This window comes from Corynebacterium fournieri, from assembly GCF_030408775.1.
Classification (GTDB): Bacteria; Actinomycetota; Actinomycetes; order Mycobacteriales; family Mycobacteriaceae; genus Corynebacterium; species Corynebacterium fournieri.
This window is the reverse complement of record NZ_CP047210.1, coordinates 1,364,505-1,384,897: the sequence shown is the minus strand read 5'-3', so window position 1 is coordinate 1,384,897 and position 20,393 is coordinate 1,364,505. Positions and strand designations below refer to the sequence as shown.

Annotated in this window: 17 protein-coding genes; 8 read left to right on the top strand and 9 right to left on the bottom strand. The window is 64.2% G+C overall.

Translation table 11 applies throughout. From position 1 onward, the window contains the following. The first annotated feature begins 44 nt into the window (after positions 1 to 44). From CFOUR_RS06725 to dapF, 3 genes are read left to right on the top strand one after another with little or no spacing between them, the layout of a single operon-like run. Positions 45 to 611: a class III extradiol ring-cleavage dioxygenase family protein gene (locus CFOUR_RS06725; protein WP_085958116.1), complete on the top strand. Its 567-nt coding sequence runs from the start codon at positions 45 to 47 to the stop codon at positions 609 to 611. Continuing rightward, a complete protein-coding gene (gene miaA, locus CFOUR_RS06720) occupies positions 608 to 1,507 on the top strand; it encodes a tRNA (adenosine(37)-N6)-dimethylallyltransferase MiaA (protein ID WP_085958115.1) in 900 nt (299 codons plus the stop codon). The genes CFOUR_RS06725 and miaA overlap by 4 nt, the downstream gene beginning before the upstream one ends. Continuing rightward, positions 1,504 to 2,316, top strand: coding sequence for a diaminopimelate epimerase (dapF, locus tag CFOUR_RS06715; protein WP_085958114.1), 813 nt, complete (start codon positions 1,504 to 1,506; stop codon positions 2,314 to 2,316). Before miaA ends, dapF begins: the two co-directional genes overlap by 4 nt. 23 nt (positions 2,317 to 2,339) lie before the next feature. Here the strand turns inward: dapF and CFOUR_RS06710 are convergent, their stop codons facing one another. Together CFOUR_RS06710 and CFOUR_RS06705 are read right to left on the bottom strand one after the other, a co-directional pair. Then, positions 2,340 to 2,855: a hypothetical protein gene (locus CFOUR_RS06710; protein ID WP_085958113.1), complete on the bottom strand. Its 516-nt coding sequence runs from the start codon at positions 2,853 to 2,855 to the stop codon at positions 2,340 to 2,342. An 18-nt stretch (positions 2,856 to 2,873) separates the two neighbouring features. Further along, complete coding sequence (locus CFOUR_RS06705) at positions 2,874 to 3,623, bottom strand: hypothetical protein (RefSeq protein ID WP_085958112.1); 750 nt, start codon at positions 3,621 to 3,623, stop codon at positions 2,874 to 2,876. A gap of 94 nt (positions 3,624 to 3,717) precedes the next feature. On the opposite strand from CFOUR_RS06705, the gene hflX reads away from it, so the two are divergent. Continuing rightward, on the top strand, positions 3,718 to 5,253 hold the full coding sequence (gene hflX, locus CFOUR_RS06700) for a GTPase HflX (protein WP_085958111.1): 1,536 nt from the start codon (positions 3,718 to 3,720) through the stop codon (positions 5,251 to 5,253). Here hflX and nagB read toward each other — a convergent pair. Beyond that, positions 5,250 to 5,975: a glucosamine-6-phosphate deaminase gene (gene nagB / locus CFOUR_RS06695; protein ID WP_085958110.1), complete on the bottom strand. Its 726-nt coding sequence runs from the start codon at positions 5,973 to 5,975 to the stop codon at positions 5,250 to 5,252. The two genes, hflX and nagB, sit on opposite strands and share 4 nt — an antisense overlap. 112 nt (positions 5,976 to 6,087) lie before the next feature. On the opposite strand from nagB, the gene CFOUR_RS06690 reads away from it, so the two are divergent. Continuing rightward, the gene (locus CFOUR_RS06690) at positions 6,088 to 7,404 is read left to right on the top strand and encodes a uracil-xanthine permease family protein (protein ID WP_085958109.1); all 1,317 of its coding nucleotides are present in this window, start codon (positions 6,088 to 6,090) and stop codon (positions 7,402 to 7,404) included. A gap of 74 nt (positions 7,405 to 7,478) precedes the next feature. Here CFOUR_RS06690 and CFOUR_RS06685 read toward each other — a convergent pair whose 3' ends face one another. From CFOUR_RS06685 to lexA, 3 genes are all read right to left on the bottom strand, one after another. Beyond that, the gene (locus tag CFOUR_RS06685) at positions 7,479 to 7,748 is read right to left on the bottom strand and encodes an HPr family phosphocarrier protein (RefSeq protein ID WP_085958108.1); all 270 of its coding nucleotides are present in this window, start codon (positions 7,746 to 7,748) and stop codon (positions 7,479 to 7,481) included. 101 nt (positions 7,749 to 7,849) lie between these two features. After that, positions 7,850 to 8,638, bottom strand: a complete 789-nt coding sequence (locus CFOUR_RS06680; RefSeq protein ID WP_085958107.1) for a DeoR/GlpR family DNA-binding transcription regulator — start codon at positions 8,636 to 8,638, stop codon at positions 7,850 to 7,852. An 84-nt stretch (positions 8,639 to 8,722) separates the two neighbouring features. Further along, a complete protein-coding gene (lexA, locus tag CFOUR_RS06675; RefSeq protein ID WP_085958106.1) occupies positions 8,723 to 9,403 on the bottom strand; it encodes a transcriptional repressor LexA in 681 nt (226 codons plus the stop codon). A gap of 644 nt (positions 9,404 to 10,047) precedes the next feature. On the opposite strand from lexA, the gene nrdR reads away from it, so the two are divergent. Next, the gene (nrdR, locus tag CFOUR_RS06670) at positions 10,048 to 10,506 is read left to right on the top strand and encodes a transcriptional regulator NrdR (protein ID WP_085958104.1); all 459 of its coding nucleotides are present in this window, start codon (positions 10,048 to 10,050) and stop codon (positions 10,504 to 10,506) included. Positions 10,507 to 10,532: 26 nt separating this feature from the next. On the opposite strand, the gene hrpA is transcribed toward nrdR, so the two are convergent. After that, entirely contained in the window at positions 10,533 to 14,498 is a 3,966-nt protein-coding gene (gene hrpA / locus CFOUR_RS06665; protein WP_085958103.1) for an ATP-dependent RNA helicase HrpA, read from the bottom strand. A gap of 15 nt (positions 14,499 to 14,513) precedes the next feature. Further along, entirely contained in the window at positions 14,514 to 15,470 is a 957-nt protein-coding gene (locus CFOUR_RS06660) for a hydrogen peroxide-inducible genes activator (protein ID WP_085958102.1), read from the bottom strand. Positions 15,471 to 15,585: 115 nt separating this feature from the next. Here CFOUR_RS06660 and CFOUR_RS06655 point away from each other — a divergent pair, with 115 nt between their 5' ends. Further along, entirely contained in the window at positions 15,586 to 16,182 is a 597-nt protein-coding gene (locus CFOUR_RS06655; protein WP_085958101.1) for a peroxiredoxin, read from the top strand. 41 nt (positions 16,183 to 16,223) lie between these two features. Next, a complete protein-coding gene (ahpD, locus tag CFOUR_RS06650; RefSeq protein WP_085958100.1) occupies positions 16,224 to 16,748 on the top strand; it encodes an alkylhydroperoxidase, AhpD family in 525 nt (174 codons plus the stop codon). A gap of 115 nt (positions 16,749 to 16,863) precedes the next feature. On the opposite strand, the gene CFOUR_RS06645 is transcribed toward ahpD, so the two are convergent. Next, a complete protein-coding gene (locus CFOUR_RS06645; protein ID WP_230471855.1) occupies positions 16,864 to 20,298 on the bottom strand; it encodes a bifunctional proline dehydrogenase/L-glutamate gamma-semialdehyde dehydrogenase in 3,435 nt (1,144 codons plus the stop codon). Between the last annotated feature and the right edge of the window lie 95 nt (positions 20,299 to 20,393).

Genomic DNA, 20,393 nt, shown 5'->3' with positions numbered 1-20,393 from the left:
CGCCGCAGCGGGCAGCAATAGGGGAGCTGGGTAGGGTTATTTGGGTGAGATCGAACCTGTGGATTGTGCCGGGGTCGCCCGCACTTGCGCTTTCACCTGACGACGCAGCTTCGCTGCGCCTCACCCAGGCCGTTCGCAAACTTGCCGGGACCGCCGAGGGGCGGGCGATCGACATCGTGTGCAGCGTGGACGAGCGCTGGGCCACCGCCCATACCGGTTCCTTCGCCGCCTGGGGCGCGCCGGAGATCACGGTGCGCGACGGTCGCTACCTCGGTGAGCTCGTCGCCCGTTTCGCGCTGGGAGACCCGCCGGTGCGCGAGGTCCGCGGCGAACTCGGCGCGCTCGATCCGGACGCGGTGACCGTGGTGGTGCTCGACGGCCCGGCCGGCCTCACGCCGCGGGCGCCGTTGGCCCTGGTGGAGGGGGCGCCGGAATACCACCAGCAGATTCTTCGGTGGTTGGGCGGCGGGGAACCTGTGGTCGTCGATAAGCAACTGCTCGAGCCCACGTTGTGGCACGAGCTCGCGGCGCTTCGGCCGCACCGGGCGGAACTGCTCGACCACGACGACACACTGGGCGTCGGGCGTTACGTGGCACGGTGGTGCGTATGAGACCGATCGCAGTAGTAGGGCCCACCGCCAGCGGCAAATCGGCGCTCGGCATCGCCCTCGCGCACGAACTCGGCGGCGAGGTGGTCAACGTCGACTCCATGCAGCTGTACAAAGGCATGGACATCGGCACAGCCAAACTGCCCGAGGAGGAACGCGAAGGCATCCCACACCACCTGCTGGACATCTGGAACGTGACCAAGACTGCCTCGGTGGCGCAGTACCAAACGCTCGCCGTGGAAACGGTGGAAGACATCATGGCCCGCGGCAAGGTGCCGGTGCTGGTGGGCGGGTCGATGCTCTACGTGCAATCGCTCATCGACGCCTGGTCGTTCCCGCCCACCGACCCCAAGGTGCGCGCCCGCTATGAAGCCCGGTTGGGCGAGATCGGCGTGGACGCGCTGCACGCCGAGCTCGCGCAGGTGGACCCGGAGGCCGCCCGCATCATCGAGGACAAGGACCCGCGGCGCACGGTGCGCGCGCTCGAGGTGATCGAGCTGACCGGCAAGCCTTTCAAGGCGTCGCAGCCGCCGAAGCACGCCGCGCCGCGCTGGGGCACCCGCATCCTGGGGCTGCGCACGCAAGCAGAGTGGCTCAACCCGCGAATCGAGCTGCGCACCCGCCTGATGTTTGAACAGGGTCTCATCGAGGAAACGAGGGGGTTGCTGGACCAGGGGTTGGTGCGCGACTCCACAGCGGGACGCGCAATCGGCTACGCGCAGGTACTGGCTATGTTCGACGGCGAGCTGACCGAAGAGGAGGCAATCGAGCAAACCATCACGGGCACACGCCGGTATGTGCGCCGTCAACGCTCCTGGTTCAACCGCGACCCGCGCACGCTGTGGTTGGACGCTGCCGGCGCGGACGTGGCGGGTGCCGCGTTAGACTCGCTGGCGTGAAATTTCTCAAAGCGCACGCCACCGAAAACGATTTTGTCATCCTCATCGACGTCGATGACCAACTCGACGTGACCCCGGAACAGGTCGCCTTCCTCTGCGACCGTCGCGCCGGTGTCGGCGGCGACGGGCTGCTGCGCGTGGTGCGGCGTGGGGGAACCGAAGAGGGGGTGTGGTTCATGGACTACCGCAACGCCGACGGCTCCGTCGCCGAAATGTGCGGCAACGGCATTCGCGCATTCGCGCACGTGCTGGTGGCCGAGGGGCTGGAAGAGGCCGACGAGTTCGACGTGGACACCCGCGCAGGTGTGAAACGCATCCGGATGATCTCCGCGGATTCCGCCGAGGCGATCGTGTCGGTGGGGATGGGCCGTGTCGCAGTTACCGGTGTGTCTACTGCAGCTATGGGGCAGCGCCAGTTCGCCGGCATCGGTGTGGATGTGGGCAACCCGCACCTCGCCTGCGTCATTCCAGGTCTGACCCCGGAGGCGTTGGCGCAAATGGAGTTTGTCTCGCCGCAGTTCGACCCGGAGTTCTTCCCGCAGGGCGTGAACGTGGAGGTGCTCACCGAGATGGACAAAGGCAACGTCCACATGCGTGTGTGGGAGCGAGGGGTAGGCGAAACCCGCTCCTGCGGCACCGGAACCGTGGCCGCTGCACAGGCGGCGCTAGCAGATGCAGGCATCGAAAACGGCTCGGTGGTGGTCAACGTGCCGGGCGGCGCCATCGAGGTTGTCCTGCAGGACGGTCAGGCGCAGATGACTGGGCCGTCGAACATCGTCTTCCGCGGGGAGCTCGCCGACGAGCTGTAAACGCCGAACCGGTAGCGCAGCGCTTACGCCGGGCCGATTTCCTTCGCGGCCCGGCGTGCGTCGTCCCAGGCCTCCTGTAGCTCGAAGGCACGCTCGTCGGCGACGGTGAGGATGCGCTCTAGTTGTGCCTTGTCGGTGGATGCGGACTCCAGGTAGCCGTCGATGCGCTCCAAGAAGCGCCGGGCGGATGACGCGCGGAGTAGAAACTCGTTGACCTGTGGCACCGAATTATCTGGGTTCGCCAGGGCGGGGTAGTGCAAGGTGCGGTCCGCGATGTCGGATGCGTTCGCGCCGTGCTTTAGCTGCTCGTAGGCGTCGAGCACCTCGGCGATGTCGTCGCGGGCGTATTGCAGCGACGAGCGGATTGCCACAGTCTCCGGGTTGGTCTGCAGCCGCCGGGCGAACAAGAACGCGCCGATCACCAGCAGCACGGAAAGCAGCAGGCCGGGCAACTTCAGCGTGAGCACGAGCAGCACACAGGCAGCAAGCACCAGCGCTCCGAGGAGCGCTCGGGAAAGATCCTTGTCCGGTGAGCTCATGGTGCACCTCTTACACGGCTAGTGTCCGCCGCACCCGCAGGACCCGCCGCAGCCGCAGCCGCCGTTGGACGGGGTGGGGATAGAACCGGCCATCACGGCGGTACCCGCAAGCACCGAGTCGCGCGCAGGCAGGTCGCCGTCGGGCAGGCACACGTCGAACGGGAAGGCCGCGTCGACGGAGACGTGGATGAAGCGCTGGCCAGTCAGCGCGGAGGTGCGGTACTCCGCTTCCAGCACGCGGGCGGAAAACTCCGCGCTGGCGTCCGGGGTCGTCGCGCTGGCGTTCGCTACTGCGTCCGCACCCGGGGAAGAAATGGTGCCCACGACCTCGCCCGGGTGGAGGGCGAGGTAGGCGTCGGTGGACTCGTAGCGCTCCACAGCCAGGCCGAGTGCTGTCACTGCGAGCTCCTGCCACTCCAACGCCGAGTCGTCCACAAGCAAAGGCTCCTGCGCCAGATTCACAGTCAGCGTCGCCATGGAGTTGCCCCGCGGGTCGATGATGTCGGCGAGCGCGACCACGTCGCTGAGCGGCGTGATGTGCGCGTAGGTGCGGGTGACCGACTCAAAGCCGGCGAAGGTTGCGAACGGCTCGACGGCGAGGATGTTCAGTTGCGCGCCTGACGGGTCCGTGTACTGGATCAGCTGGCCCCCACGTACCTCGCCTACCACGGCGAGACGGTCCGTGGCGATGGCGGCTTCCACTGCGTCTTGCCACTTGTCAAAGTTGAAACCGAGTGCGGAAAGATCAGTGCTCACTGCTGTGCTCATGGGTGTCGATTCTAGACCGTGGCGCAAAAGGGAGCCCAAACCATGGCGCAAGCCGGGAAGAATTCTAGGCTTGCCCGTGTTCTTTGGGGTAGATATGACTGTGATAGATACACAAGACAGGAAAGATCGCTTTTTGCTTGACGACGAATTGACGCCCGAGCAGCGTGCCCACGAGGAGCTGCTGCAGCAGGCGTTTCGCCACAACGAGCCGCAACCCGGCGCGGAACCGACGGTCGGCGCGATGGACTTGGCGGAGCGTAACTCTTTTCGCTCCGTTACTGGAGCCACCGAGCTGCGTTCAGAGGACTCTGCCGGCGAATACGAGGTGGAGTACCGCAAGCTGCGCCTCGAGCAGGTGCTCCTCGTCGGTGCCTGGACCGAGGGAACGGTCGGCGAAATTGAGGCGAGCATGTGGGAACTCGCCGCGCTGGCGAAGACCGCTGGCGCGCAGGTGCTGGACATGCTCTACCAAAAGCGCGACAAGCCGGATCCAGGCACGTACATCGGCTCGGGCAAGGTGGCGGAGCTGCGCGAGATTGCGCAGGCCACGAGTGCGGACACCGTAATCTTCGACGGCGAACTCTCGCCGTCGCAGATGATCGCGCTGGAGGAGGCGTTGAAGATCAAGGTGATCGACCGCACCATGCTCATCCTGGACATCTTTGCTCAGCACGCGAAGAGCAAGGAGGGCAAAGCCCAGGTCAGTTTGGCCCAGATGGAATACCTGTACAGCCGCACCCGCGGTTGGGGCGGCAACCTGTCGCGCCAGGCAGGTGGCCGCGCTGGCTCCAACGGCGGCGTGGGCCTGCGCGGTCCTGGCGAGACCCGTATTGAGGCGGATCGTCGCCGTCTGCGCACCGAGATGGCCAAGCTGCGCCACCAGTTGCGCGACATGACCACCGCACGCGAGGTCAAACGTGCACAGCGACAGCGCTCCACCATCCCGAAGATCGCTATTGCCGGCTACACCAACGCCGGCAAGTCCTCGCTGATCAACGCGATGACGGGGGCGGGTGTGCTGGTGGAAGACGCGTTGTTTGCCACCCTGGACCCCTCCACGCGGCGGGCGAAGTTGGCCGACGGGCGCAACGTGGTGTTCACCGACACGGTCGGTTTCGTGCGCCACCTGCCCACGCAGTTGGTGGAGGCGTTCAAGTCGACGCTGGAAGAAGTCGCCGGCGCAGACCTCGTGCTCCACGTGGTGGACGGCTCCGACCCGTTTCCCTTGAAGCAGATTGAAGCCGTCAACGAGGTGCTGGCGGAAGTCACCCGCGATTCGGGCGAGGAGATGCCGCCGGAGATCGTGGTGGTGAACAAGATCGACGAGGCTGATGCCCTCGTGCTAGCGGAGCTGCGGCACGCTTTTGAAAAGACCGGCCGCACGGCGGTGTTTGTCTCCGCCCGCACCGGTGAAGGCATTGAGGAGTTAGAGGGACGCATTGAGCAGCACCTCAACTCCATCGAAGCGCACGTGACCATGGTCGTGCCCTACACCCGCGGCGACGTGGTCAGCCGCGTCCACGATGAGGGCACTGTGCGCAACGAGGAGTACGAGGAAGCGGGCACGCGTATCGACGTCCGCCTCCCGCGCGTGCTGGCCGAGCAGTACGCAGAATTCGTGGTGAGCTAGCGCTCAAGCTTCGACGCCGCGTCTTCGTCGAGGATGATGGTGGCTCGCGGGTGGTTTTGCAGCACCGATGCCGGGCACCCCGGAGTCACCGGGCCCTCCACGAGCGCCTTGACCGCTTCGGCTTTGTGTGCGCCGGTGGCGATGAGCACGATGGTGTGCGCCTCCATGATCGTGCCCACCCCCTGGGTCAGAGCTGTGCGCGGCACTTGGTCCTCGTTGTCGAAAAAGCGGGCGTTGTCGGCAACGGTGGTGGGGTGCAGGTCGATCTGGCGCGTGCGTGAATCCAGCGGACTCGGCGGCTCGTTGAAGGCGATGTGGCCGTTGGCGCCCACTCCGAGAATCTGCACATCCACCCCGCCAGCCGCATGGATACGCTCCTCGTAGCTTCGGGCCTCCGCCTCCGGATCCTCCGCTAGGCCGTTGAGTGAGTGGACCTTTTCGTCGTCGATATCGATATGGCGGGTGAACTCGCGACGAATGGTGGCGTAGTAGGACTGCTCGTCCGTGCGCTCCAGTCCCACATACTCGTCGAGGAGGAACGCGTCGCACTCGGCAAAGCTCAGGTCCTCTTCGCGGTGGCGGCGCGCCAGCTCCATGTAAAGCGGGTTCGGCGTCGAGCCCGTGGCCAGGCCAAGGGTTGCACCCCTGCGCACGAACGGTTCAATAAGGTCGGCGGCGGCGACGCCGACCTTTTCAGCTGTGGGGCGCACAATGATATCCATGCAGCTCAAGATAGCAAGGCTGCGTTGAGCGTCAGGCCGGTCATCCCCTTCAATCCGGCAGCCGCCACCCCCGCGGCGGGAGAATTGCTCTTTGGGGCGATAATGGTGCTTTGTGACGCATAAATTTGGTTGGTCCCTGCATGGAGATGGGCGCACAGTGCGCCCCGGGGCGGTTGTCGCCCCGGACGAGCGGTTGAGCTGGCCGCGCACCATCGGCATCGGCATGCAACACGTCGTGGCTATGTTCGGCGCGACGCTGCTCGTACCTACACTCACCGGTTTCCCGGTCAACACCACGCTGCTGTTTTCCGGCGTGGGCACCATTATTTTCCTGCTGCTGACGCGCAACAAGGTGCCGAGCTACCTCGGATCCTCCTTCGCCTTCATCGCTCCGCTGACGGCGTCGCAGCAGTACGGGGTGGGAGCCCAGCTCGGCGGCGTGCTGCTGACCGGCGTTGCACTTATTCTCGTGGGCGTTGTGGTCGAATGGGCGGGCAAACGCGTCATCGACGCTGTGATGCCGCCGGTGGTAACCGGCGCCATCGTGGCGCTGATCGGTTTCAACCTGGCCCCGACGGCGGTTTCCAATGTGGAAACGCAGCCGTGGGTGGCCGGGGTGACGCTGCTGACGGTCGTGGTGGTGACAGTGGCCACCAGGGGCATGCTGTCGCGCCTGTCAATCCTGATCGGAGTGCTGGTGGGCTGGATGTTCGCCGCGTGTACAGGCGGGCTCGGCGAGGATGCGATGCAGACCATCGCCGACGCGCCGTGGGTGGGCCTGCCGCAGTTCCACCGGCACGAATTCCACCTCTCTGCGGTGCTGGTGACGCTGCCGGTGCTGGTCGTGCTGATCGCCGAAAACGTCGGCCACGTCAAGGCTGTATCCGAGATGACCGGCCGCAACCTCGACGACATGCAGGGACGCGCGCTGATCGGCGACGGCATCGCCACCACGCTCGCAGGCGGCTTCGGCGGATCCGGTACCACCACCTACGCAGAAAACATCGGTGTGATGGCGGCGACGAAGGTGTACTCGACCGCCGCGTACTGGGTCGCCGCCGCGTTCGCAATCGTGCTGGCGTTCATCCCGAAGTTCGGCGCGGTCATCTTCACCATCCCCGCCGGCGTGCTCGGCGGCGCATGTCTCGTGCTCTACGGCCTGATCGGCATGTTGGGCGTGCGCATCTGGCAGGACAACAAGGTCGACTTCACGGATCCAGTCAACCTCACCGCCGCTGCAGTGGCGCTCATCGTCGGTATCGGCAACCTCACTTTCGACCTTGGTGCGGTCACGCTTGAGGGCATCGCGCTGGGATCCGTGGGCATCATCGTGATCTACCCGCTCATGCGTTTGGCGTACAACACCTTCGGCGAAGGGCGCTACCGCTCCGGCTTCGACACTTCCAAGCCGTCGACGTTTTCGCAGTAGGCAAAGCGGCACCATGCAAAGCAAAACGCCCGGACCGTCGTCCGGGCGTGAGCTCGTCGTCAAGCGGAAGCTGGCTACTCTTCGTCCAGGTTCTGCTCAATGAGCGCTGCAATCTTTTCCACAGCGTCGGCGTTTTCGGAAGTGACGGTCACTTCATCGCCGTGCTCGGCGCCCATGGCCATAATCATCAGCGACGAAGCAGCATCCGTCTCGTCATCGTCATCGCCGCCCACGAGGGTGAGCAGGATTTCGTCGTCGTATTCTCCGGCAGCATCGGCGATGACGGTAGCGGGGCGAGCGTGCAGCCCGACAGTGGAACCGACCTTGACGGTCTTGGAAGCCATACGGGGTCCTTTCTGATTTTCTGTTGCAGTACTTTGTACCGAGTGTAGGACCGTTCACGGCCGCGCCGCCACAACGGCCGTCTAGGACTGAGCCGCGGGGCTTACTGCGCGCCTGCGAGGACCACTTCAATACCGTGGGAGCGAAGTTCGTCGAGAAATGTCGGGGGAGCCTCGCTGTCCGTGACCACCACATCAATCTCGCTCAAGGGTGCAAAGCTGACGACGTAGTCATTGCCCAACTTGGTGGAATCGCACAACACAACCACCTTGTGGGCGTTCGTGACCATCGCGGCTTTGACTGCCGCCTCTTGCGCATCAGCCGTGGACAGGCCGTGCTGTATGGACAGGGCGTTGGTGCCGACGAACGCGACATCGGCTCGCAGAAGTGCGAGGGTGCGCAGTGCCGTGCTGCCCACTACCGCCTGGCTGATTGGGCGGACCGTTCCCCCGAGCAGCTGCACATCGTGGAGGCCGGAGACGCTGAGGTCCAAGGCAGTGGGAATTGAATTGGTCACCACCGAATACTCGCGATCGGCACTGGTTTCGGCGATGCGCTGACCGAGCATGCCAATGGAAGATCCGGAATCGAGAAAGATCGTGCTGCTCGGGCTTTCCGGAATGAACTGGAGGGCGCATTCCGCGATTGCGGCCTTCGCTGACGACGAGGCACGCTGCCGAGCATCCAAAGGCAGCTCGGTGCTGCGGTAGGACTGGCTGGCAACCGCGCCACCGTGTACGCGGTGGACGACGCCTTCGTCGTGCAGAGCTGACAGATCGCGGCGAATCGTCTCTGCCGTCACGTCGAAGCGCTCCGCCAGCTCGGTGACGTTGACGCGGCCTTCCACAGCGGTCAGCGACGCAATCTGGCGTCTGCGCTCTTCGGCGTACATAGATTCTCCTGCGCGTATATTCGGGACCTTGTCCCTATGCGTAAAGCTGCTGGTGAGGCGCTCGCGTGTGCGAACGCGCACTGCTTACAGCGTACGGAACACCGAGATGACGCGACCCATGATCTCCGCTTCGTCGCCCTTGATCGGCTCAAACGCCTCATTGTGGGGGAGCAGCCAGACACCGGAGGAATCGCGGTGGAACTCCTTCACCGTTGCCTCTCCGTCGAGCAACGCCGCAACAAACTCGCCCTCCTCGGCGTTCGGCTGCGAGCGCACCACAACCCAATCGCCGTCCAGGATGCCGGCTTCGCGCATGGATTCGCCGACGACTTTCAGCATGAAGAAATCGCCGTCGCCGAGCAGCTCTTCCGGCAAGGGGTAGTAGTTATCCACGTTCTCCTCGGCGAGGATGGGAGCGCCTGCGGCGATCTGGCCGACCACCGGCACGTAGCGAGCGTTCGAGGAATCTTCCGGCTTCTCCTCCTGCGGCTTGCGCTTCTTGCGGCCGTGCTCCGGCAACTGGCGCAAGTCCACTGCGCGCGGCTTGTTCGGGTCGCGCCGCAAAAAGCCCTTCTTCTCCAGCTCCTTGAGCTGGTACGCAACGGAGGAGGTGGATTGCAGTCCGGCGGCATCTCCGATCTCGCGGATGCTCGGCGGGTAGCCCCGCAGCACGACAGCGTCCTGGATGACCTGCAAAATGCGGCGCTGGCGGTCGGAGAGCGAGTTGTAGTCGGGCGTGCCCTGGTCGGCCTTCTTTCGTGCCATGTTTGCTCCTAGTGCTCGGCGAGTGGTCTCTGCGCAAACAACCTACCAGATAGGGCACTCATGTTCGATGATTTCCTGTGTGGGCTGGACACGGGGCTACCGCTTTGCTATAAATCGAACACGTCAGCGTATTCGAACACATGAACGTTAGAACATTCGAGCGTGTCGGCGCCGAACGTAAGGTGTGCCGCAGAACGAAAGGAGACGGTAATGGCCGTTGCAATCAACCCAGCACAGAATGCATTTCACTTTGGCAGCACCGCGCCGTCTGTGGTGCCTCCCGCGGAGGTTTGGGACGTTGAGTCGACTCAGCCGCGCCGGACTGGCGGCGGATCAGTTCGAACGATTTCCGCGACTCATCGAAAGTACGATCGTTCGGACCGGGAGGAGGCAATCGCGGGGTCGGGTGACGTCAGCGCGTTCGAAACCCGACGCGAGCGGAGAGATACGTTGCTGTTGGGGGCGGGTATGACCGCTGCGCTGCTCATTGGTTCCGCATTCGGCGGGGTTTTCGCGGGAGCAGGTGACGGCCAGGTGGCGACCAGCGGACACGCTGCCCAAAACGCTGCGATGACGTCGGCGCGTTAGGCGGGGCGTAGACTCGGGGCAAGGCCACACCGTTTAGACAACCGGGGGAGTACGCAGTGTTTTGTCCCTTTTGCCACAACGAGCAATCTCGCGTCACTGATTCCCGCTTAGTCGAGGCTGGATCCGCCATTCGCAGGCGGCGGGAATGCACGGAATGCGGGGGCCGGTTCACCACGGTAGAAAAGGCCGTGCTGACTGTTGTGAAGCGAAACGGCGTGAGCGAGCCTTTCGACCGCGACAAGCTGATCGTCGGTGTGCGCAGGGCGTGCCAGGGAAGGGATGTCTCCGACGACGCACTCAAACGCCTCGCCCAGGAGGTGGAGGAAACGGTTCGGGCGCAGGGAAGCTCGCAGGTGCCGGCAAACGAAATCGGCCTGGCGGTGCTCGAGCCCTTGCGTGCACTCGACGAGGTTGCCTACCTGCGATTCGCCTCCGTGTACAAGTCGTTCGAAAGTGCCGACGACTTCGAATCGGAAATTCGCCTCATGCGGCGCCGAGACCGCGAGGACTTCTAGGGCGGCGCCTCTGCGGTCTCGCAGCGTTACCGCAACGCGTCGATCTTCTTCTCGATGCGCCGCTGGCTCACCGGCTTCGGTGTGCCCAATCGCTGTGCGAACAAGCTCACCCGCAGCTCTTCGATGAGCCACAAGATGTCCTTATACGCTTTCGTTTTCGTTCGGCCCGCGGGGAGGGACTTCATCCGCTGCGCCAAATAGCGCTTGACCGCATCGATCACGGACTGCCTGTCGGCATCCCGGTCCGGGTCCAGCCGCATATCCTCCAGGCGGATCCGCATGGCTTCGATGTAGCGCGGCAGGTGCTGTAGATGGCCGATACCGTGCACGGTCACAGCATGTTTAGGCAGGAAAAACGCGAGCTGCGAGTTCATGTCGTCAATGGCTGGGCCTTCCCAATGCAGCAATTCCGAAGCCATGTTGGCGTAATCCGCCAGCGCCGGAGCGAGCGTGACTACTACTCGCCGTACCGCGCCAGCGACCTGCGGCCGGATCTCTGCAACCAGCGCCTCAAACTCCTCAGGCGAGCGCACCGGCCCGCCGCTGGAGAGCATCACATCGCGGATGACGGCCACTCGGGCATCTTCCACCAGACCCTCGGCGCCGCCGTGCGGGTAGCGGTCCACGGCCACCTTTTGACGCAGTGGCAGCCCCTTCGTCATCTGGGTGGGGTTGACGGTGATCTCGCGCAACAGCAGCGTCAGTGTCGCGGTGATCATGGAGGCGTCTGCGGCGGCCTTCGTCGGATGCACCGTGACCTTCACACCGTCCTTCGTGGCTTCCAGTGCCGGGAAGGCGTCGACGTCGTTGCCGTCGATCGTGGTGGTGACGGTTTCCGGCACAGCGCCCAAAGAGTCTGCGGTCCACTTCGCTACAGCTTCAGACTCGGAGGTGCGCCCCGCCTTGGACACCGAAGACTTGATCTTGCCCGCTTGCCGGCGTTTTAAGGCGTCGAGGTCTTTGTCGTGGTCGACGACCTTGCCGCGCCTGTCGATCGCCGCGAACGTCACCTTCAGGTGCGCGGGCAGGGCAGCTGGGTTGAAGTCGGAGCCATTGATGCCGCGTCCGCCGATCGAGCGCAGTGCGTCTGCCAAGACGTCGCCGAAGGGCTCCTGCCGCAACTGCTGCTCACTCGCGCCGTCCGCGGCCTTTCGGTTTTGTATCAGCTCGAGCGCGCGTTCCGCGAAGTCCGGTGCGGGCACCACGGTTTTGCGCAGTGCCTTGGGCAGGGTCCGGATGTATTCGGCAGCCAGTTCTGAGCGCAGCCCCGGCACGAGCCAGTCAAAGCCGTGCGGGCTGAGGTTCGCCAACAGCGGGACGGGTACGTCGACGGTCACGCCGTCGAAAGGATCGCCCGGCTCGAACTTGTAGCGCAGCGCGTAGTCGATGGTGCCTTGCTGCCAGACTTCGGGAAAGGCGTTGGTGGAGGAGTCCACGCCTTCGTCGTCCAGCAGTGTCGCCGGATCAAAGTCGAGGTAGTGCTTGTCCTTGGCGCGCTTCTTCTTCCACCAGGAGTCGAAGTGGCGTGCGGTGGTGACGTCCTCGGGCAGGCGTGCGTCGTAAAACTCGAACAGTGTGTCCTCGTCGACCACTAAGCCGCGGCGGCGCACCTTTTCCTCCACCTCGGCAGCCTCAGCCAGCAGCGCCTCGTTGTGGTCGATGAAGTGGTGGTGGCGGTTCCAATCACCCTCCAGCAAGGCGTGGCGGATGAACATATTGCGCGCACCCGCGGGGTCAACGCGGTGGTAGGGCACCAGCCGGTCGCGCACGATGGTCACGCCGTAGAGCATGGATTTTTGGTGGACCATTGCGGCAGAGCGTTTACGTGACCAGATTGGCTCGGAGTAGCTGTGCTTGAGCAAATCGCCGGCGGCAGCTTCGACCCAGGCCGGCTCGATCTTTGCCACGTCGCGCGCCCAAAGGCGCGAAGTTTCCACCAGTTCTGCGGCCATGATGAACTCAGGGGGCTTTTTGCTTAGCGACGACCCAGGGAAGACCAGAAACCGCGTACCGCGCGCGCCTTGGAACTCCTTCGAGTTCCCGTCACGCGCGCCGATGTTGGACAGCAAGCCGGTGAGCAACGACTTGTGTATCGCGTCTGCGTCGCGGTCGCCTGCAACGTTTTCCGCGCGCGACCACCCCAGCTGGCGTTCGACGTCGCGCAGCTGGCGCACGAGGTCGAACCACTCGCGGATGCGCATGTAGTGCAGGAATTCGCGCTTCATGCGTTTGCGGAAGGCGTTGCCGGACAGCTCGTGGCGCGAGTCGCCGATGTAGTCCCACAGCTTCAGCGACGCCAAGAAGTCTGACGTGGCGTCTTTGAACCTGGCATGCGCCTGGTCCGCCTGTGCCTGGTGTTCCAGCGGGCGCTCCCGGACGTCTTGGATGGTCATGCTGGCGACGATGACGGTGACGTCGTCGAGCACGCCGAGGCGGTTGGCTTCTACGAGCATGCGGGCCATCTTCGGATCGACCGGGATGCGGGCGATGTCTCGTCCGACCGCCGTGAGCACTGGCACCCCGCCGCGCTCCTTGTCGGAAATCGCGCCCAGCTCGTGCAACAAAAGCAGCCCGTCGCGCACGGCCTTGTGGTCTGGCGGCTGGATGAAGGGGAACTCGGTGATGTCTCCCAGGCGCAGCGAGATCATCTGCAAAACCACAGACGCGAGGTTGGTGCGCAAGATTTCCGGGTCTGTGAATTCCTGGCGGGCCTCGAAGTTGTCCTCCGAGTACAGGCGGATAGCCACGCCATCGGCGGTGCGGCCGGAGCGGCCGGAGCGCTGGTTGGCGGAGGCTTGAGAGATCTCCTCGATGGGCAGGCGCTGCACCTTGGTGCGTGTGGAGTAGCGCGAAATGCGGGCCAAACCGGTATCCACCACGTAGTGGATGCCCGGTACCGTCAAAGAGGTCTCCGCGATGTTGGTGGAAAGGACGATCCGCCTGCCGGAGTGCGGTGAGAACACCCGGTGCTGCTCGGCGTTGGACAGCCGGCCGAACAGCGGCACGACCTCCACGCCGCGCCAGTGCTGCTTTTCAATGGCCTCCATACAGTCGCGGATGTCTCGTTCCGAGGCGAAAAAGCACAGGATATCGCCCTCGCCTTCGCGCATGAGCTCTTTGCAGGCGTCGACGACACCGTCGATCATGTCGGTGTCGATCTCCTTGACGGAACCGTCCTTCGCCTGCACCTGCTCTACTAGGGGGCGGTAGCGGATCTCCACCGGGTAGGTGCGGCCCGAGACCTCGATAATGGGTGCCGGGTTGCCGTCGGCGTCGGCGAAGTGGGAGGCAAACGCCTCGGGGTCGATGGTCGCGGAAGTGACAATGACCTTCAAATCCGGCCGTTTCGGCAGCAGGCGTTTGAGGTAGCCGAGCAGAAAGTCGATGTTGAGTGAGCGCTCGTGCGCCTCGTCGATGATGATCGTGTCGTAGGCGTTTAAGAACCTGTCGCGCTGCATCTCCGCGAGCAGGATGCCGTCGGTCATCAGCTTGACTGCGGTGGATTCGGACACGCGGTCGTCGAAACGGATGGCGTAGCCGACGGATTCGCCGATGTCTTGGCCCAGCTCGTCGGCGATGCGCTCTGCCACCGTGCGTGCGGCCAGCCTGCGCGGCTGCGTGTGCCCGATCAGGCCGCGGCGTCCGCGGCCCAGCTCCAGCAACATCTTCGGAATCTGAGTGGTCTTGCCGGAGCCGGTTTCGCCTGCAATGACCACCACCTGGTTGTCGCGCACCAGCTCCATGATGTCGTCGCGCCGGGCGGAGACCGGGAGTTGTTCCGGGTAGGTGATCTCGGGGATGTGCGCGTTGCGCTCGTCCACGGCTGCCCGTGCTGCTGCCACGTCGCCTGCAATCGCTGCGAGCGCCTCGGGCGATTTGGCGTTTTTCAAGCGTCGCCGGAACCTGCGGACATCGGCGATCGGGACACCGTCCAACGCCTCGTACAACTGCGGCTTCGTCGGCGGAGTAGTGGGGGATGCGTGCTCATTCATAACCAGAGCGCGAGTCTAGCGCGGCAGCAGCTCCCGGCTCGATTCTGTCGCTTCATCCAGGGCGCGCTTGACCAGCTCACCCAGTTGCTCGAATTCCTGGCGGCGGCGCGAGGACGCCCGCATAGCCAGCCCAACGGTTCGCTTGGCGTCCACTCCGTCCGCGAATGTGGCTACGGCGACCCCCGGTCGCGCGCACTCGGTGGCCAGGGCGGACATGGGCACAAGCGTGGAGCCGAGTCCCGCCACCACAAGCTGCACCACCGTGGTCAGCGAGGCTGCTCGGGTGACCGATTCCGAGCCGGGGGTGCGGTTGACCTCGGCGATCTTGCACAGCTCCACGATCTGGTCGCGCAGGCAATGACCGTCGTCGAGTAAGAGAAGTTCGATATCGCCCAGCGAGTTAAGGTCGAGGTCCTTGCGCCCCGCCAGCGGGTGCTCGGGCTGGGTGACCACGGCAAACGCTTCGTCGTAAAGCGCAATGTCCTCCACCCCCGAGGCCGCGGTCGGAGTCGCCAGCACGGCGACGTCGATCTGGCCGTCGCGCAGCCTCTGCAGCAACTCGTCGGTCTGGTTTTCAACGATGCGCGGTTTGAGATCAGGGAATTCATCTTCGATCAGCGTGAGCAGCGACGGCAGGATGTACGGCGCAACCGTGGGGATCACGCCAATGTTGAGCGGGCCTGCCAACACGCCGTGCGCGCCGCGGGCTTGCGCCACAAACGCGTCCGCGGCTTCCAGCGTCGCCTTGGCAAAAGGCAGCAGCTGTTCGCCGGTGGGGGTGACAATGACGCGCCGGGTGGAGCGTTCGATGAGCTGGATGCCCAGGCCCGTCTCTAAAGCGGCGAGCGCCTGGGACAGCGACGGCTGTGAGATGCCGAGCTTGGTTGCCGCGGCGACGAAGTGTTTCTGCTCGGCAACGGTGACAAAGGTCCGGAGCTGAGCGAGTGTCGGTTTGTACTCTTTATTGCTCATGCCTATTAACATACACGTAGTTCATAGGTTTTTACGTTGAAAGACGCGGGGAACTGTGTCATACTGGAGTTGTCCGTTGAAAATACGTTTGACCAGTTTCTTTGGAGGAAATCATATGCCGATCATGACTGTTGGGGAGCGCTTCCCGGAGTTCGACCTCGTCGCACTGAAGGGCGGCAACCTGAAGGAAGCAAACGCCGCTTCTCCGGACGACTACTTCGAAAACGTCTCCCTGGATAAGTACGAGGGCAAGTGGAAGATCGTCTTCTTCTACCCGAAGGACTTCACCTTCGTCTGCCCGACCGAGATCGCCGCCTTTGGCAAGCTCAACGAGGAGTTCGAGGACCGCGACACCCAGGTGCTCGGCGGCTCCACCGACAACGAGTACTCCCACTTCAACTGGCGCGCGACCCACGAGGATCTGCTGGACATCCCGTTCCCGATGTTCGCGGACGTGCGCCACGACCTGATCCGTGCTCTCGGCGTGGAAAACGCCGACGGTGTCTGCGACCGTGCCACCTTCATCATCGACCCGGACGGCATCATCCAGTTCGTCTCCGTCACCCCGGACGCTGTCGGCCGCAACGTCGACGAGGTTCTGCGTGTCCTCGACGCACTGCAGTCCGAGGAAGTTTGCGCCTGCGACTGGCAGAAGAACGACCCGACCAAGAACATCGACAAGATGGCCGTGGTCCAGGAGTCCCTGAAGTAAAACCCCGCCGATACGTTCGGCACCCCGCAAAGGAGTACACGATGTCCATTGAGAATCTGCGTGGCGCACTGCCCGAGTACGCGAAGGACCAGAAGCTCAACCTCGGTACGCTGACCCGCTCCACCGAGCTCAGCGAGCAGCAGCTCTGGGGTACCCTGCTCGCGTCCGCGGCAGCCACGCGTAACGCGAAGGTCATCGCCGAAATCGCAGAGGAAGCCAAGGAGCACCTCTCCGAGGAAGCTGTGGAGGCCGCTTGCGGCGCCGCCACGGTCATGGCGATGAACAACGTCGCTTACCGCGCGAAGAACTGGTTGGGCGACGACTACGCCAACGTGAAGTTCGGGCTTCGCATGAACATCATCTCGAAGCCGGGCGTGGAAAAGGCGGACTTCGAGCTGTGGTCTTTGGCCGTGTCAACCATCAACGGCTGCGAGCACTGCGCTGTGGCCCACGCGAACACCGTCCGCGAGGAGGGTGTGACCAAGGAGCAGGTCTGGGAGGCCGTCAAGGTCGCCAGCGTGGTCCAGGCTGTGGCCCAGGCAATCGCCATTGAGGACGCGTGCTAAGCACTCGCTTATCGACGACAAAACCTCCGGTAGCACCCGCATTGCGCGGGGCACCGGAGGTTTTTCGTCGTCAAGCAACCGCGCCCTAGAGCGGGCTGAGCACGTAGCCGGCCAACTAGTCCTGCCGGATGCCTGCAGGGTCGTGGATGACGCCGAAGCGGTGCAACGTGGCGGAGACAGACTGCTCGAGCAGGTAGGGCAGGAGCTCGCGGCGGCCGTCGAGAAGCGCCGGTCCGTCGAAGACAGCTGTGGCCACGTCGCCGTACAGGTGCTCCGGCGCGTCGCCGATCACGCGGATCCGTGCAGGCGAGCCGCTCACGCTTGAAGCGTGGACCGGCACGCCGGAGGCCTCCAGTTCACGCGCGATGGCATCTTGCGCAACCACGCGCACCGGCGTGCCTGTAATCGCGGACGCGAGCAACTGGCGGTACACGGCGCGCAGCGCGTAGTGCTCGCCGACATAGACCACCACCGGTTCGAGCGCGTTGCGGTAACGGAAGATGTTGGCCTCCGAGCGCAGCCCGGAGTAGTCGTGGCCGTGGCCGAACTCGCTGTCCCACGCGCGCTGGTCGTACTCGGCGCAGCGGCTGAGCCACCCGAAGTCCTCGGCCGAGAGGTTGGGACGGAACGCGTCGAGAAGCTCCCGCACCGGCGCGGCAATGCTCACGCCTAACGACGGCGCAAGCTCCGCGCGATCCCGCCACGTGCCCATCTGCGCCACGTAGTTCGGGCCGCCCGCCTTCGCGCCGGGGCCGACCGAAGACTTCTTCCAGCCGCCGAAGGGCTGGCGCTGCACAATCGCCCCGGTAATGCCGCGGTTGACGTAGACGTTGCCGGCCTCGACACGGTCAAGCCACGTGGTGATTTCCTCGCCGTCGAGCGTGTGGATGCCGGCAGTAAGCGCGAACCCGGTGGAGTTCTGCCACTCGATCGCCTCGTCCAGATCCTTGGCGTGCATGATGCCGAGCACCGGACCGAAGCACTCGTTCTGGTGGTACCAGGACCCGGGCATCACGCCGTCGCGGATACCGGGGGACCAGAACTTGCCCTCCTCGTCCAGCTTTTGCGGTTTGAGCAGCCACGTCTCACCCGGCTCAAGCTGAGTCAGGCCGCGCTCCAACTTCTCGCCCGGCGCCTCGATCAAACCGTTCATCGTGGTGGAAAGATCCGTGCCTGGTCCGACAACCAGGGTGGAGGCGGCATCCAGCAGCTGGGTTTTCAAACGCTCGGATTCGCCAGCGGAACCGATGAGGATTACCAGGGATGCCGCGGAACACTTCTGGCCCGAGTGGCCGAACGCAGACAGGTACAGATCGTTCACCGCAAGGTCCGGGTCCGCGGAGGCGGTGATGATGATGGCGTTTTTGCCCGAGGTCTCCGCCATCACGTTGAGTTTCGGGTTCCATGACTTAAACAGCTGCGCCGTCTCGGAGGCACCCGTGAGAATGATCGCGTCGACGGCATCGTCAGTCAGCAGCGCCTTTCCTGCCGCACCTTCATCCGCGCGCACGTACTGCACCGTGGCAGGATCGATTCCCTTGTCCTCGAAGACAGTCTGGATGCAGTCGGCGATGAGCTTGGCGCACTGCGTCACCTGCGGGGCCGGCTTCAAAATGACCGCGGAGCCGGCGGCCAGCGACGCCATCACACCACCGGTGGGAATCGCGATGGGGAAGTTCCACGGCGGCACCACCACGGTGAGCTTGTTCGGCTCGAAATCCGCCGCCACGTCCGTCAAGCGGCGGGCGCTGTCGGCGTAGTAGGCGAAGAAATCGATGGCCTCGGAGATCTCCGGGTCGGATTGTTCGATGGTCTTTCCCGCCTCGTGCGCGGCAACGGCAACGAAGTCGCCTCGGCGGCGGGCAATCTCGTCGCCGATGGCCTCGAGGACTGCGGCCCGCTCGTCTGCGGTACGCGCACCCCACGACGCCTGGGCGCTCTTCGCGCGGGAGATGTACTTCGCGACGGCTGCGGGGTCGGTGACCTCCTCGCCAGTGTCTACAGCGGGCGGGTGTTGCAGGTGCTCGACCGCCCACGCGCGGTTGGCCTCCAAAGCGGGGTCGGTGTCGGGCTCGTTGTGGAACCGACCGGTGGTCTGCGAGGAGTCCGCCACGGCGCGCCGGGTCTCCTGGTTGCGGTCCTGCAGGCGGTTAGCGCCGTTGTGCACGTCCCACCGGTTGTCTACCGCCCAGCGGAAGACCTGCTCCTGCTCCTTGATGGGGTCGCGCTGGGCGGTCTTCGGCGCGAACAGTGCGTGGAGGAAGTTCTGCGGTGCGGCGTTTTCCTCCAAACGGCGGACGAGGTAGCTGACCGCAACATCGAAATCCTCCTTGCGCACGACCGGCGTGTACAGGATCTGCCGGCCGAATGCCTCGCGGACGATCTCCTGCTGCGCGGGCGACATACCTTGGAGCATTTCGGAGTCGATCATGCCGCCGACACCGCGGCGCTGCGCCAGCTCGTATGCGAGTGCGGAGGTAAACAGGTTGTGCGAGGCGATGCCGATGGACACAGCGTCGGCATATTCGGCGCGAAGGATGAAGTCGAGCAGCCGGTAGTAGTTCGCGTCTACTTCGTCCTTGGTCAGGTACGGTGCCTGCTCCCACCCCTTGACCTCGGCGTGGTGGCGCTCCATGGACAAATTGGCGCCCTTGACCAGACGGATCTTGATCTTCGACCCGCTGGCGGCGACACGCTGCTGCGCAAAATCAGCCAGGTACTCCAGCGCGCCCAGCGTGTCCGGAAGATAAGCCTGCAGCACGATGCCGCCTTGGTAGTCCTTGAACTCGTCTTCGCTGAGCAGCTGGGTGAACACGTCGATGGTCAGATGCAGGTCGTGGTATTCCTCCATGTCCATGTTGATGAACACCTGCGGGCTGCGGTCGCGCGCCGCGCGGTAGAGCGGGCGAATGCGATCTTTGACGAGCCGCACGCACTCCTCGTAATCCCAGTGGTTGAGCTGGGAAACCATCGAGGAAGCCTTCACGGACACGTAGGTCACGCGCGGGTTTTGAATGAGTTTGAGTGTGCGTTCAGCCCGATCGGTCGCCTCCTTCTCGCCCAGCACAGCCTCGCCGAGAAGGTTGAGGTTGAGCTGCTCGCCACGCTTTTCGGCGCCGTCGAGGAGGCGGTTTAATGCCTCCGATTCTGCGTCCAGCACGAGGTGGCCCACGAGTTGGCGCAGGCGCATGCGAGCTGCAGGGACCACAACGAACGGCAGGAACGGGCCGACAAACGCGCCGGTGCCGACCAGCAGAGCGTTGATCTTGCCCAAGAAAGACGCGTCGACGCCTTTGGTGATGGAGCGCAGTGCGTTCGCCGCGACACGGTTGTTCTCCGGGCGCATGACGCGGTCGACGAAGTCCATGGTGAACCGGACGCCGTTGTCGTCGCGCAGCATCTCTGCAAGCTGCTGGGTCTGCGCGTCGTCGGCATCGGCGTCCGCGGTGGCCTCCATCCAGTGGTACGCGCGGGCAATCGCAGCGTCGACGACAGCGTCGAGGTCCGCGCTGTTAGTTGGCGGGGTCTGAGTGGTTGACAGCTTTGGCACCGTGTGCTCCTTATCACGTAAGTAAACCGGTGTGATATACAACAATGTAGAGCAAAAGGTGTGCGCTCGGACAAATATTTACCGCGCGAGTTTTC